Origin of the sequence: Streptomyces sp. NPDC059917, assembly GCF_042730635.1 — a bacterium.
GTDB lineage: Bacteria > Actinomycetota > Actinomycetes > Streptomycetales > Streptomycetaceae > Streptomyces.
In genome coordinates this window covers 1-13,085 of sequence record NZ_JBHWLC010000056.1, presented here as the reverse complement: position 1 = coordinate 13,085, position 13,085 = coordinate 1, and the positions used below count along the sequence as shown (strand labels likewise).

Here is a 13,085-nt window from a genome sequence, read left to right as displayed (position 1 = left end):
CCTACTCCTCGACGAGGAGCTTCTCCCGGAGCTGGGCCAGGGTGCGGGCCAACAACCGGGACACGTGCATCTGCGAGATGCCGACCTCCTGCGCGATCTGCGACTGGGTCATGTTGCCGAAGAACCGCAGCAGCAGGATCCGCTTCTCCCGCGGTGGCAGCCCCTCCAGGAGCGGCTTGAGGGACTCGCGGTACTCGACGCCCTCCAGCGCCTCGTCCTCCGAGCCCAGCGTGTCCGCGACCGCCGGGGACTCGTCGTCCGTGTCCGGGACGTCGAGCGAGAGGGTGCTGTAGGCGTTGGCCGACTCCAGCCCCTCCAGCACGTCCTCCTCGGAGATGCCGAGGCGCTCCGCCAGTTCGTGCACGGTGGGCGAGCGCTGGTGCTGCTGCGAGAGCTCCGCGGTGGCCGTGGTCAGCGCGAGGCGCAGCTCCTGGAGGCGCCGGGGGACCCGTACCGCCCAGCCCTTGTCGCGGAAGTGCCGCTTGATCTCGCCGACCACCGTCGGGGTGGCGTAGGTCGAGAACTCGACCCCGCGTTCGGGGTCGAAGCGGTCCACCGACTTGATCAGGCCGATCGTCGCCACCTGGGTCAGGTCGTCCAGCGGCTCCCCGCGGTTGCGGAAGCGCCGCGCCAGGTGCTCGACCAGGGGCAGGTGCATCCGGACCAGCCGGTTGCGCAGTTCCGCCCGCTCCGGGGAACCCTCCGGGAGGGTGCGGAGTTGGACGAAGAGGGCCCGGGCGGCACTGCGGTCGCGCGGGTCGCGCGTGTCGCGGACCTCCCGCACCTCCTCGGGCTCCGTCACGATGTCCGAGGCCAGGACCTCGGCGGCCACGGCCGCCGCGTCCGGATCCGTCGGTGCCGCCACGTCGTCCGCCACGCCGTCCGCGGCGGCGTCCAGCGGCCGGTCGTCCCGTGGCCCGTCGTGCTGTGGCTCGTCCTGCTGGGTCTCGCTCATGGGGCCCGCCCGTCGCTCCGCCGAGTCCGAAAAGCCGTCTTCCGCATCCGCCTCGGCCGGGTGCGGCCGGGCGTTGTGCTGCTCCGGGATGCCGCCGTCGACCTCATGTCGTACTCGGGGCCGTTCCCCGCCCCGTACCGGGGTCTCCCCGCCGCTCACGCCGGGCCTGGTCCCGCGCCGCGCTGTTTGTAGAGACTGATGCTGACCGTGCGGTCCTCCTCGACCGTGGCCTCGACCTTGCCGGCCAAGGCCGACAGCACCGTCCAGGCGAACGTGTCGCGCTCCGGCGCACGTCCGTCCGTGGTCGGTGCCGAGACGGTCACCTCCAGCGAGCCTTCCACCAAGCGGAAGACGCAGCTGAGGACGGACCCTGGCACGGCCTGCTGGAGCAGGATCGCGCAGGCTTCGTCCACCGCGATGCGGAGGTCCTCGATCTCGTCGAGGGTGAAGTCCAAACGTGCTGCGAGTCCGGCCGTGGCCGTACGCAGCACCGACAGGTAGGCACCCGCAGCCGGCAGCCGGACTTCCACGAAGTCCTGGGTCCCGGGCTCGCCTGCGATCTGGGACACCCTCACCTCCAAGGTGGTACGAGCTGTGTTCGCCGGTGACGCTATCGCGATCCGGGCGATCGTGTCGCGGCACCCCTCACGGACCGACGGCAGTGCACCCTCGGAACACCCCCGCCTACGGCCAGTGACTGATGGTAGGCCAATGGGGACGCACAGTGGCTAGGGGTCTGCGGGCCCAAATCAGGGGAACCGGCGGAGGGTTGACCTACCCCGCCTCAGACGATCGAACCGTCGACGAAACACCAGCGCCAGCTCTCGCCCGGTTCGAAGCTGCGCATCACCGGATGTCCGGTCTTCTCGTGGTGCGCCGTCGCGTGTCGGTGCGGCGAGGAGTCGCAGCAGGCCACGTTGCCGCACTCCAGGCACAGCCGCAGCTGCACCGGATGACTGCCCAGCACCTCGCATTCGGGACAGGTGGGGGCAAGCGGGACGGGCTCGGGGCGCGGCAGTTCGGGAACGTGGGTGCACTCGCTCATGATGGCCAGCGTACGACGACGGTGCGGGCGCGCGACGACTCAAAGACGACTCAGAATGGATCTTCGATGGAGGTATTGCCGCTGGTGGCACTGGTGGCGGGGAGCGCCGCCGTTGCCGGGCTGGCCCGCCGGACGCCGATCCCGGCGCCGCTGCTGCTCGTCGCCGCGGGGCTGATCGCCGCGTACGTCCCGGGCGTGCCGTCCTACGCCCTCGATCCGCACATCGTGCTGCCGCTGCTGCTCCCGCCGCTGCTGCACACCGCGGCGGTGGACAGCTCGTACCTGGACCTGCGGGCCAATCTGCGGCCGGTCGCGCTGCTCTCGGTGGGCTACGTGCTCTTCGCGACGGTGGCCGTGGGGTACGCCGCCTACCTGGTCGTACCGGACCTCTCGCTGCCGGTGGCGCTGGTGCTGGGCGCGGTGATCGCGCCCCCGGACGCGGTGGCGGCCACGGCGATCGCGCGCCGGCTCGGCCTGCCCAACCGGATGACGACCATCCTCCAGGGTGAGTCCCTGGTCAACGACGCCACCGCGATCACCGCCTACAAGGTGGCGCTGGCCGCGGTGGTCGGCGTCGGCGCGGGCTGGTCGGAGGGCATCACGGAGTTCCTGCTGGCCTCGGTCGGCGGGGTCGGCGTCGGCCTGGTGCTGATGGTGCCGATCCACCACCTGCGCACCCGGCTGCGGGAACCGCTGCTGCAGAACACGCTGTCGCTGCTGATCCCCTTCGTGGCGTACGCGGCGGCCGAGCGGGTCCACGCCTCCGGGGTGCTGGCCGTGGTGGTCGTCGGCCTGTACCTGGGGCACCGGAACTGGCAGGTCGACTTCGCCACGCGGCTCCAGGAGGAGGCGGTGTGGCGGGTGGTCGCCTTCGTGCTGGAGTCGGTGGTCTTCGCGCTGATCGGGCTCCAGCTGCCGGTGGTCCTCAAGGGGCTGGCGCAGTACGAGGGCGGGGCGGCGGCCTGGTACGCGGTGTTCGTCTTCCTGGTGGTGGTCGTCGCGCGGTTCGCCTGGGTGTTCCCCGCCACCTTCCTGCCGCGGATGCTGTCGGGGCGGATCCGGGGCCGGGAGCCGGACACGAACTGGAAGGCGCCGGTGGTCGTGGGGTGGGCCGGGATGCGGGGGGTGGTGTCGCTGGCCATCGCGTTCTCCGTGCCGATCTCGGTGCCGCACCGGAACCTGATCCTGTTCCTGACCTTCACGACGGTGATCGCGACCCTGGTGGTCCAGGGGCTGACGCTGCCCCCGCTGATCCGGCTGCTGCGGTTGCCGCCGCGGGACGCGCACGCGGAGACGCTGGCCGAGGCGCAGGCCCAGAGCGAGGCCTCGCGGGCGGCGGAGGAGCGCCTGGCCGAGCTGCTGGCCGACCCGTCCAACGCGCTGCCGCCGCCGCTCGCCGAGCGGCTGCGGACGGTGCTGGAGCGGCGGCGCAATGCGGTGTGGGAGCGGTTGGGCGAGGTCAACGCGGTGACGGGGGAGTCGGCGGACGACGTCTACCGGCGGTTGGCGCGGGAGATGATCGAGGCCGAGCGGGAGGTCTTCGTGACCTTGCGCGACCAGCGGCGCATCGACGACGAGATGCTGCGGGCGTTGCTGCGGCGGCTGGACCTGGAAGAAGCGGCGGCCTACCGCGAGGACGCCTAGCCGGGCCGGTGTCGGCCGTGCCGGTCCTGCCTCCGGCGGGTCCTCAATCGCCGGACGGGCTGGTGTGGGGCCGCTTGTCGGAGACGTTCGGTGCTGGGCCGCAGCTGATCCAGCCCGTCCGGCGTTTGAGGACAGGGGGTCCGCCGGGGCTACGGGGGGCCGGTGATGACGGCCGTCAGGCGGGTGGTCGGGGGGAAGGTGCCGCCGGGCAGGAGGTGGGTCAGGGCCCACAGGAGCTTCGCCACGTAGACCCGCTCGACCGGCACCCCGTGCCGCTCCTCGAAGTCCGCCGCGAAGGCGTCCAGCTCGACCGGCACCTTCGCGTACCCACCGTGGTGGAAGTCCTCGGCCAGGGCCCAGTCCCCCCGCGGCCCCCCGTACGCCGCCGCCTGCAAGGCACGTATCTCGGCCGCCAGGAACCCGCCCCGCAACACCGGCACCCCCAGCGCCCGCTGCCCGGCACCGAGCCCGGCCGCCAGCCCCGCCAGGGTCCCGCCCGTCCCGCACGCCACGGCCGCCACGTCCGTCAGCCCCCGCAGCTCGCCGCCCAGCTCCGCGCAGCCCGCCAGGGCGAGGGCGTTGCTGCCGCCCTCGGGGACGACGTACGCCCCCGCCGCACCGGCATCGGCCAGCAGCCCGGCCAGCACCTGCGGCTCGGCCTTGCGCCGGTACGCCGACCGGGTCACGAAGTGCAGCCGCATGCCGTCCGCCGCGCACCGGGCCAGGGAGGGGTTCAGGGGGCGGTCGGCCAGTTCGTCGCCGCGGACCACCCCGACCGTCGACATCCCGACGAGCCGCCCGGCGGCGGCGGTGGCCCGCAGGTGGTTCGAGTAGGCCCCGCCGAAGGTCACGAGCGACCCGTACCCCCCGGCCAGCGCGGCCCGCAGGTTCGGCGCGAGCTTGCGCCACTTGTTGCCGGGCAGCTCGGGATGGACCAGGTCGTCCCGCTTCAGCAGCAGCCGGACGCCGTACCGCTCGAACCGGTCGTCGTCCACCTCGACCAGCGGTGACGGCGGCCGGGTTCGCAGGAGGTCGGCGGGGTCGGGGTCGACTGGGTGGCTCACCCACCCATTGTGTGCGGTGTGCCCGGGGCGCGGGCCGGCGGCCCGCGCCCCGGGGGGTCACTTCAGGAGCTCCGTGACGCGGTCCCGCATCGACCGCATCGTGAACCCCTTCGGGTCGATCTTGCCCGGCTGCCATTCGAGGTGGCCGATGACCGAGCGGGCGGTCCACCCGTGCGCCCGGCACAGGGCCGCCGCCGCGCGGGCGATGGCGTCGAGCTGGACCTCGGGCCAGGGGTCCTCGCCGTCGCCGAGGTTCTCGCACTCGAAGCCGTAGAAGCGGGCGTTGCCGTCGGTGTCGGCCTGGTTGTCCGGCGGCAGCAGCTTCTCGGCGATCACCGCGGCCAGGACGTCCCCGTCGCCGGCCCCCGCGTGGTTGGCGCGGCCGTAGCCCACCAGGTGGACCGTGCCGTCCTTGGTGATGACCCCGTGGCACAGCGGGCCGGGAAGCGCGTCGTAGCCGTCGCGACAGATCTCGACGGTGTACTTGGTCCCGTGCGTGACGGTGTGGTGGATCATCACGCCGTTGACCGGGCCCCAGGGCCCCTTGTGGTTGCGGTTGTGGGTGCGCCAGGAGCCGACTTCGACGACGGTCAGTTCCTCGCCCCGTAGTGCCCTGATGAACCGGTCGGCGGACATGGGTGCGGCCACGGCCACCTCCTCTGCGGTGCGCGACGGTCACCTTGCGTGTCCGTCTCGTTACGCAATGGATGTAGCGGAGGGGATCCTCGCGGAGCCAGGTCGTTCGTACGGCGTACGAGTCGTGTACGAGCCGATCCGGACATTCGGACTCTGGCCCCGGCCGCCCCGATCGCCCCGCACAGCCCTCGCACCCCACGTGCCCCGGGTGGCCGTCAGGCCGAGGCGAGCCACAGGTCGGGGCCGAACACCTCGTAGTGGACGTCGGCCGCCGCCACGCCCTTGGCCAGCAGCTGTTCCCGCACCGCCCGCATGAAGGGCAGCGGCCCGCAGAGGTAGGCCTGCGTGCCGGGAGCGACGGGGACGTCCGTCAGGTCGACCCGGCCCGCACGGTCGCCCGCCTCGGGCTCGGCCTCGTACCAGAACAGGGCCTCGGGACCGGCGAGCTTGCCCGCGACCGCCCGGTGGTCGGTGCGCAGGGCGTGGTCGGCGGGGGAGCGGTCGGCGTGCACGACGGTGACGGGGGTCGCGTGGCCGGTGTCGGCGAGGTGCTCCAGCATCGACAGCATCGGGGTGCAGCCGATCCCGGCCGAGGCGAGCAGCAGCGGCGCTCCCGCGTCGCGCAGGACCAGGTCGCCGTAGGGCGCCGAGACGCGCAGCCGGTCGCCGGGACGGACGTGGGCGTGCAGGTGGCCGGAGACCTCGCCGTCGGGGCCCGCGGCCGCCGGGCCGTGCACCCGCTTGACGGTGATGGACCGGGTGGGCGCGCCGGGGGCGCTGGAGAGGCTGTACTGGCGGATCTGGCGCGCGCCGTCGGCGAGGGCGACCTGGACGGAGACGTACTGGCCGGGCTTGAAGTCCGGCGCCGGGGCGCCGTCGGCGGGGGTGAGGTGGAAGGTGGCGCAGTCGGCGGTCTCCTCGGTCCGGGCGGCGACGGTCCACTCGCGCCAGACGTCACCGGCCGTCACCCGCTGCTCGGCGTACAGCCGCTCCTCGATGGCGATGAGGGCGTTCGCCATCAGCCAGTAGACCTCGTCCCAGGCCGCGGCCACCTCGGGGGTGACCGCCTCGCCCAGCACCTCGACGATGGCGGCGAAGAGGTGGGTGTGGACGACCGGGTACTGCTCGCGGGTGACGCCGAGCGAGGCGTGCTTGTGGGCGATGCGGTGCAGCATCACGTCGGGGCGCACGTCCGGGTGTTCCACCAGGTGGGTGGCGAAGGCGGCTATGGAGCCGGCCAGCGCCTGCTTCTGCAGACCGGCGGCCTGGTTGCCGCGGTTGAAGAGGTCGCGCAGCAGCTCCGGGTGGGCGGCGAACAGCTTCGTGTAGAAGAGCTCCGTGATGTCACCGATCGCCGCCCCGACGGCGGGCAGGGTGGCGCGGACGGTGGTGGTCGACTTCTCGGACAGCACTGGTGCACCTCGCGTAGTGGATACCGTAAGTGGTATATGAAACTCATATTTAAGGGTGGAGGGAACTCCGCCGCGGTGCGGAATTCCGTTCGAACGACCCCTCGGGGTCAGGCTAGGCGGCCGGACGGCCGTCCCGAACCGGCCAACCGGCCCTCATCGCCCGGGACTTTGGGCCCCCGGGGCGGCCGCGACGGGGGCGCCGCTGCCGAGACCCAGCAGGAGCGGCCCGGTCGGGGCCGCCACCAGGCTGTTCACCGTCAGCGGGTCCAGTGCGGCGAAGAAGGCCTCCTGGGCCCGGCGCAGCGCGCCGCGCAGGATGCACGCGGAGCGCAGCGGGCACGGGACCGTGCCGTCGCAGTCGACGACGTCCCCCGCGCCCTCCAGCTCGCGGACGATCCCGCCGACGGATGCCGAGCGCCCGGCGGCCGTGAGCGCCAGCCCGCCGCCGCGTCCGCGCCGCGCCTCGACCAGCCCCAGGTGCTGCAGCTTCGCGACCACCTTGGCGGTGTGCGTGTAGGGCACCTCCATCGCGGCCGCCACCTCGCGGGTGGTGGGGAGGTCCGTCTCCTCGACGGCCAGGCGCATCAGGACGCGCAGTGCCAGGTCGGTGAATCGGGTGAGGCGCATGCCGACACTCTAGAAAACTTGCATCTGGCAGGCAAGTTAAAGGGGGCGGGGTGGCGGCGGCGCGGAACGGGAACGGGGTGGCCGGAACCGATGGGGTCCCAGAGGGGCGTGGGGCGCGTGGGGACCCATCACCATGCCCATCCCCCGGACGGAGTAGTCCCACCCTTTTGTGTAATGGTCCCACCACACTCCGTGCTGCAAGGCTTCACTCGCAGACCCATGGAGTGATCGAAAGGGAAACACATGTCGGTCCAGGCAGGTTCCGAGTCCGAGGCCCAGCCTCAGCAGCCGCAGCGCAGTCTCGCGACAGCAGCCGCGCGGAACTTGGCAACCACCACCAAGTCCAAGCCGCAGATGCAGGAGATCACCTCGCGGTGGCTGCTGAAGATGCTGCCGTGGGTTTCGGTGCAGGGTGGCACCTATCGGGTGAACCGCCGCCTCACCTACACCGTCGGCGACGGCCGCGTGGAGTTCATCAAGACCGGTACCCAGGTCCAGGTGATCCCGGCCGAGCTGGGCGAACTGCCCCTGCTGCGCGAGTACGAGGACCTCGACGTCCTCACCGAGCTCGCCCAGCGCTGCCAGCAGGTCGACTTCGAGGCCGGCCAGGAGCTGACCTCCTTCGGCAACAGCGCGGACCGGGTGTTCCTGCTCGCCCACGGCCGGATCGACCAGATCGGCCCGGGCCCCTACGGCGAGGACGCCGTCCTGCGCACGGTCGCCGACGGCGCGTACTTCGGGGAGAACGCGCTCACCGACGACGAGGCGATCTGGGAGTACACCGCCCGCGCCGCCACCTCCGGCACCGCCCTCGTCCTGTCCCGCCAGGACTTCCAGCTGCTCGCCGACCGGGTGGACTCGCTCCGGGCCCACGTCGAGCAGGTGCGCTCCCAGCCGGCCCACGACACCAACAAGCACGGCGAGGCCGCCATCGACCTCTCCGCCGGTCACCGCGGCGAGGCCGTCCTGCCCGGCACCTTCGTGGACTACGAGGCCAGGCCCCGCGAGTACGAGCTGAGCATCGCCCAGACCGTCCTGCGGGTGCACACCCGCGTCGCGGACCTCTACAACCAGCCGATGAACCAGACCGAGGAGCAGTTGCGGCTCACGGTCGAGGCGCTGCGCGAGCGCCAGGAATTCGAAATGATCAACAACCGCGAGTTCGGCCTGCTCCACAACGCCGAGTACGACCAGCGGATCCAGCCGCACGACGGCGCCCCCAGCCCCGACGACATGGACCAGCTGCTCAGCATGCGCCGCGGGTCCAAGATGTTCCTCGCCCACCCCAAGGCCATCGCCGCCTTCGGCCGCGAGTGCAACAAGCGCGGCCTGTACCCGGAGTCGATCGACATCGGCGGCCACCGGGTGCCGTCCTGGCGCGGCGTGCCGATCTTCCCGAGCAGCAAGATCCCGGTCAGTGACGCCCGTACGACCTCCATCCTGTGCATGCGCACCGGCGAGGACGACGGCGGTGTGATCGGCCTGCACCAGCCCGGGATCCCCGACGAGATCGAGCCGAGCATGTCGGTCCGGTTCATGGGGATCAGCGAGCAGGCGATCATCTCCTACCTGGTCACCGCCTACTTCTCGGCCGCGGTCCTGGTGCCGGACGCCCTCGGCGTGCTGGAGAACGTCGAGATCGGGCGCTGGCGCTGAGCGGGCGGGCCGGGGGGACGACGGCATGACGGCCACCGAGGAACGGCCGGTCGGCGAGGGGGCGGCGACCGGCCCGGAGGCGGCGCCCGGCGACGGGCAGGAGGCCGCGCTCCTGCTGGCCAGGACAAGAGAAACGGTCAACCCGCGACTGCGCCGTACGGTCGAGGGCCTGCCCGGCTCGATGCGCAGCGTGGCCATGTACCACTTCGGCTGGGAACAGGCCGACGGGACCCCGGCCGCGGGCCAGCCGGGCAAGGCCATCCGGCCCGCCCTGGTCCTCGCGTCCGCCCAGGCGCTGGGCGGGCACGCGGAGGACGCCGTACCGGCGGCCATCGCGGTGGAACTGGCGCACAACTTCACCCTGTTGCACGACGACGTGATCGACGAGGACGTGCGCAGGCGCGGCCGGGCCACCGCCTGGAGCGTCTTCGGGGTGCCGGAGGCGATCATCTCCGGTGACGCGATGATGGCGCTGGCGCTCCAGCAGCTCGCGGAAGATCCCCACCCGGCCTCGGGGCGGGCCTCGGCCCGGCTCTCGGCCTGCGTCATCGAACTGTGCGGCGGGCAGCAGGCGGACATCGGCTTCGAGCGCCGCGAGAGCGTCTCGCTCGACGAGTGCCTGTCCATGGCCATGGCCAAGACGGGGGCGCTGCTGGGCTGTGCCTGCGCCCTCGGGGCGCTCTACGCCGGGGCCGGCCCCGAGGAGGTCGACGCGATGGACGCGTTCGGCCGGGAGGCCGGACTGGCCTTCCAGCTGATCGACGACCTGATCGGCATCTGGGGGGACCCGGAGCACACCGGCAAGCCCGCGGGCGCCGATCTGCGGGCGCGCAAGAAGTCCCTGCCCGTCGTGGCCGCCCTCACCTCGGGCACCGCGGCGGGAGCCGAACTGGCCGCCCTGTACGCCGGTCCGATGGAGGGGGCCGACGTGCGCCGGGCGGCGGACGCGGTGGAGCGGGCCGGTGGGCGGGACTGGGCGCAGGCCCACGCCGCCGACCGGATGGGACGGGCCGTGCAGCAGCTCGCCCGGGCCGTGCCGGATCCCGGCGCGGCGGACGGGCTGCTGGCCCTGGCCGAGTTCGTGACCCGCCGGACGCGCTGAGGCGCGCGGGCGGACGGCAGGAGGCCGGTTCCGGTACCGCAAGGTGCTGGAACCGGCCTTTCCGCTGCCCCGGCCCAACTCTAGGATCGCGCAAGGTTGTTACGCGTGGCGAAAGGTGAGGCTGATGGGTGCGGAGACGGTCATGGAGATACGCGCCGGCGGACCGGAGGACCGGGACGCGGTGGCGCGACTGCTCGACGCGGCCTTCTTCGACGATCCGGTCAGCACCTGGGTCTTCCCGGAGCCGGAGCACCGGCGCGCGGTGCACGCCGCGTTCCTCGGCGTCTTCGTCGACGTGGCCCTGGCCGAGGGGCGGATCGACCGCGCGGCAGACGGCTCGGCCGCGGCGCTGTGGCTGCGGATCCCGGCCGGCGAACCGGAGGGCGAGGACGAGGTGCCGGCGCGCATGCGCGAGGCCGCGGACCCGGACAACGAGCGGTGCGAGCTGGTGGGTCGGCTCATGGGCGAGGCGCACCCCACGTCCGAGGAGCACGAGTACCTGCTGATGATCGCGGTCGACCCGGCCCGGCAGGGGGAGGGGCTGGGCACCGAGTTGATCCGCCCCGTGCTGGAGCGCTGCGACCGGGACGGCGTGGCGGCCTACCTGGAGGCCAGCAGCGAGCGGAGCATGCGGCTCTACGAGCGGCTCGGGTGGGAGTTCACCGGCACCGCGGTACAGCTGCCCGACGGCCCGCTGATGTGGCCGATGTGGCGCAAGCCGCGCTGACTTCCGGTCCCCGTGGGGCGCGGGGGGCGGCGGGGTGCCCCTGAGCGGCGCCCTGGTGGGGCAGGAGCGCTCGCTCAAGGAGCCGGACGGTCCGATCCGGCGGCCGCGGACGGCCCGGGTCCCTGGCGGGAGCCCGGGCCGCCCCCCGTGCGGCCGGGCCCGATCAGCCCTTGGTGCCCAGGCCCGAGGCGACGCCGTTCGCCCACAGCTGGTTCACGCGGGAGCGCTCGGCGGAGTTCGGGTTGGTGTTCTGACACGACGTGCCGGGTCCGCCGCCCGACATCAACTCGCTGCACGGGCCCGAGTAGTGGTCCGGCAGCCCGAGGACGTGCCCGGTCTCGTGGGCGGTCACGCGGGTGGAGTTGTACTGCTGGTTCTGCGCGTAGTCGAGGAAGATGTAGCCCCGGCCGTGCCCGTCGGTGCTGGCGTACGAGCCGCGCTGGTCGTTGCCCTCGTAGTACGAGAAGTTCCCGCCCGAGGACACCTCCTGCAACTTGACGTTGGAGACGGAGGAGTTCCAGATCTGCGTGGAGCGGGATATCTGGCTGCGGAAGCTGGGCGCGTTGCGGGTGTTGTAGGTGACCGTGACCGCCTTCAGGCCCGGGCTCGCGGCGCGCTGTTCGGCGACCGAGCGCTGCACGGCCTCGAAGAAGGCGCGGTTGGCGTTCGCGTTCTCCGTGGAGCGCTCGTAGGCCGCGTACGACGCCGGGCTGCCGGTGGGGGCGGCGGCCGGGGCGGCGCTGGCGCTGGTGGCGGGGAGGACGCCGAGGGCGGCGGCGAGGCCGAGTCCTGCGGCGGAGGCGAGCACGGTTCGTCGGGAGTGGCGCATGTGGGGGCTCCTGCTCATCCGGTGCGGTGGGGGGTGGAGGGTCGTTCGGTACCGGAGTCTGCGGGAGCCGGAGCGGGCGGCGGATGATGTCAGCGGCCGATAGCGCGGGACTATCGGCGAGATTTCGGCAGGGCAACTTCCGTGAGAATGGCGGGATTCGGGGGGCTATCAGTGGCTGGTGCGGTCCACGGGAGCCGCCCTACTCTCGGGACATGGAGCTCGAGGTGAGGCACTTGCGCGCGCTGTGCGCCATCGCCGACGCCGGCAGCCTGCACAAGGCGGCGCGGCAGCTCGGGGTGAGCCAGCCCTCCCTGACGACCCAACTGCGGCGGATCGAAAGGGCCCTGGACGGCGAGCTGTTCCTGCGCGAGCGCACGGGGTGCCGGCCCACTCCCTTCGGGCGGACCGTACTCGGCCGGGCGAGACCCCTGTTGGAGGACATGGCGGCCCTGGTGGCCGAGGCGCGCGCGCTCGCCCACGGGCCGCGGCTGCGGATCGGCTCGACCGCCAGCAGCGCGCTGCCGGGCTGGCTGCGCAGGCTGCACCGGCGGCTGCCGGACACCGACACCTCGCTCGTGGTGGACGTCTCGGCCAACGCGCTGCTGCGGATGGTGGCTTCGGGACAGCTTGACGTGGCCTTCGTGCACGAGGTGGAGGGCTTCCCGCTGCGGGTGCCGTCGGGGCTGGAGGTGCACGTGCTGATGGAGCGCGAGCCGCAGTTCGTCTCGATGGCGCGGGACCATCCGGCGGCCAGCCGGCCGGTGGTGGAGCTACGGGAGTTCGCCACCGACCGGTGGACGGTGGACCCCTCCGTCGACGGCGAGTGGGACGGACTGCGGCGGGTCCTCGCGGGCGCCGGGCTGCACCCTCCGGTGCTCCACGCCGACTACCACACCGCCGCGTCGCTGATCGCCTCCGGCGAGGCGGTCGCCCCCTGCCAGCCGACCTCCGGGCCGCGCGAGGACATGGCGATCCGCCCGCTGTACGGGGACCCGCTCGCCGTGCGCCTGCTGCTGGCCACCCGCCCCGGGGCGCACGCGGAGGTCTACGAGGACCTGCGCGCGGCCTACCGCGAGGCGGCGCTGGGCACCCCGCCCTACCGCGCCTGGCTCCACCACCACGAGAGCCCGCTGCTGGAGGCGGACGTGGAGGTGGGTGCGGGCGCCGGGGCGGAGGCGGAGGCCGAAGCGGCGTAACGATTCTCCACCGGCGACGCCGGGCGGGGGGCCCGGGGTGTGCCCCGGCGGGGCCTTCGGTGCGTGCGGCGGTCTAGGGGGTGTCTGACGGATGTCTGTGGCGTCGCGGCGCCCGGCACGCACTCTCGCCGCACCGACCGAAAACCCGAGTACGTCCAGTACACGGGCTTCCGGTCGGCACGCCGAGAGCAC

General features: G+C 72.9%; 13 protein-coding genes. 5 read left to right on the top strand and 8 right to left on the bottom strand.

The window, feature by feature from the left end; genetic code table 11:
* Position 1: 1 nt before the first annotated feature.
* From ACFWAR_RS27735 to ACFWAR_RS27725, 3 genes are all read right to left on the bottom strand, one after another.
* Positions 2-1,114 carry an RNA polymerase sigma factor SigF gene (locus ACFWAR_RS27735; RefSeq protein ID WP_385782564.1) on the bottom strand — a complete coding sequence of 371 codons (1,113 nt, stop codon included), beginning with the start codon at positions 1,112-1,114 and terminating at the stop codon, positions 2-4.
* Positions 1,111-1,524, bottom strand: coding sequence for an anti-sigma regulatory factor (locus tag ACFWAR_RS27730; RefSeq protein WP_283448400.1), 414 nt, complete (start codon positions 1,522-1,524; stop codon positions 1,111-1,113). Before ACFWAR_RS27730 ends, ACFWAR_RS27735 begins: the two co-directional genes overlap by 4 nt.
* Before the next feature lie 215 nt (positions 1,525-1,739).
* Positions 1,740-2,000 carry a UBP-type zinc finger domain-containing protein gene (locus ACFWAR_RS27725; protein ID WP_385782561.1) on the bottom strand — a complete coding sequence of 87 codons (261 nt, stop codon included), beginning with the start codon at positions 1,998-2,000 and terminating at the stop codon, positions 1,740-1,742.
* Positions 2,001-2,066: 66 nt separating this feature from the next.
* Here ACFWAR_RS27725 and ACFWAR_RS27720 point away from each other — a divergent pair, with 66 nt between their 5' ends.
* A complete protein-coding gene (locus ACFWAR_RS27720) occupies positions 2,067-3,644 on the top strand; it encodes a Na+/H+ antiporter (protein ID WP_385782558.1) in 1,578 nt (525 codons plus the stop codon).
* A gap of 149 nt (positions 3,645-3,793) precedes the next feature.
* Here the strand turns inward: ACFWAR_RS27720 and ACFWAR_RS27715 are convergent, their stop codons facing one another.
* The 4 genes from ACFWAR_RS27715 to ACFWAR_RS27700 form a co-directional block, all read right to left on the bottom strand.
* Positions 3,794-4,708, bottom strand: coding sequence for a 1-aminocyclopropane-1-carboxylate deaminase/D-cysteine desulfhydrase (locus ACFWAR_RS27715; RefSeq protein WP_385782556.1), 915 nt, complete (start codon positions 4,706-4,708; stop codon positions 3,794-3,796).
* Positions 4,709-4,765: 57 nt separating this feature from the next.
* Complete coding sequence (locus ACFWAR_RS27710; protein WP_385782554.1) at positions 4,766-5,356, bottom strand: N-acetylmuramoyl-L-alanine amidase; 591 nt, start codon at positions 5,354-5,356, stop codon at positions 4,766-4,768.
* 203 nt (positions 5,357-5,559) lie between these two features.
* A complete protein-coding gene (locus tag ACFWAR_RS27705; RefSeq protein ID WP_385782551.1) occupies positions 5,560-6,756 on the bottom strand; it encodes a globin domain-containing protein in 1,197 nt (398 codons plus the stop codon).
* A 153-nt stretch (positions 6,757-6,909) separates the two neighbouring features.
* Positions 6,910-7,383: an RrF2 family transcriptional regulator gene (locus ACFWAR_RS27700; protein WP_385782548.1), complete on the bottom strand. Its 474-nt coding sequence runs from the start codon at positions 7,381-7,383 to the stop codon at positions 6,910-6,912.
* A gap of 243 nt (positions 7,384-7,626) precedes the next feature.
* Here ACFWAR_RS27700 and ACFWAR_RS27695 point away from each other — a divergent pair, with 243 nt between their 5' ends.
* From ACFWAR_RS27695 to ACFWAR_RS27685, 3 genes are all read left to right on the top strand, one after another.
* On the top strand, positions 7,627-9,039 hold the full coding sequence (locus tag ACFWAR_RS27695) for a family 2B encapsulin nanocompartment shell protein (protein ID WP_385782546.1): 1,413 nt from the start codon (positions 7,627-7,629) through the stop codon (positions 9,037-9,039).
* Between the two features lie 25 nt (positions 9,040-9,064).
* Positions 9,065-10,141, top strand: a complete 1,077-nt coding sequence (locus ACFWAR_RS27690; protein ID WP_385782543.1) for a family 2 encapsulin nanocompartment cargo protein polyprenyl transferase — start codon at positions 9,065-9,067, stop codon at positions 10,139-10,141.
* Between the two features lie 142 nt (positions 10,142-10,283).
* The gene (locus ACFWAR_RS27685; RefSeq protein ID WP_385782688.1) at positions 10,284-10,868 is read left to right on the top strand and encodes a GNAT family N-acetyltransferase; all 585 of its coding nucleotides are present in this window, start codon (positions 10,284-10,286) and stop codon (positions 10,866-10,868) included.
* A gap of 163 nt (positions 10,869-11,031) precedes the next feature.
* Here ACFWAR_RS27685 and snpA read toward each other — a convergent pair whose 3' ends face one another.
* Complete coding sequence (gene snpA, locus ACFWAR_RS27680; protein WP_385782540.1) at positions 11,032-11,697, bottom strand: snapalysin; 666 nt, start codon at positions 11,695-11,697, stop codon at positions 11,032-11,034.
* Positions 11,698-11,909: 212 nt separating this feature from the next.
* Here snpA and ACFWAR_RS27675 point away from each other — a divergent pair, with 212 nt between their 5' ends.
* Positions 11,910-12,893 (top strand): LysR family transcriptional regulator, encoded by a 984-nt coding sequence (locus ACFWAR_RS27675; RefSeq protein ID WP_385782537.1) that lies wholly within the window; start codon positions 11,910-11,912, stop codon positions 12,891-12,893.
* The last annotated feature ends 192 nt before the right edge of the window (positions 12,894-13,085 follow it).

Excerpts from the sequence above, each read along its gene's own strand:
- ACFWAR_RS27725 (WP_385782561.1), bottom strand. The coding sequence starts at position 2,000 with ATGAGCGAGTGCACCCACGTTCCCGAACTGCCGCGCCCCGAGCCCGTC.
- ACFWAR_RS27720 (WP_385782558.1), top strand. The coding sequence starts at position 2,067 with ATGGAGGTATTGCCGCTGGTGGCACTGGTGGCGGGGAGCGCCGCCGTT.
- ACFWAR_RS27700 (WP_385782548.1), bottom strand. The coding sequence starts at position 7,383 with ATGCGCCTCACCCGATTCACCGACCTGGCACTGCGCGTCCTGATGCGC.
- ACFWAR_RS27695 (WP_385782546.1), top strand. The coding sequence starts at position 7,627 with ATGTCGGTCCAGGCAGGTTCCGAGTCCGAGGCCCAGCCTCAGCAGCCG.
- ACFWAR_RS27690 (WP_385782543.1), top strand. The coding sequence starts at position 9,065 with ATGACGGCCACCGAGGAACGGCCGGTCGGCGAGGGGGCGGCGACCGGC.
- ACFWAR_RS27685 (WP_385782688.1), top strand. The coding sequence starts at position 10,284 with ATGGAGATACGCGCCGGCGGACCGGAGGACCGGGACGCGGTGGCGCGA.
- snpA (WP_385782540.1), bottom strand. The coding sequence starts at position 11,697 with ATGCGCCACTCCCGACGAACCGTGCTCGCCTCCGCCGCAGGACTCGGC.
- ACFWAR_RS27675 (WP_385782537.1), top strand. The coding sequence starts at position 11,910 with ATGGAGCTCGAGGTGAGGCACTTGCGCGCGCTGTGCGCCATCGCCGAC.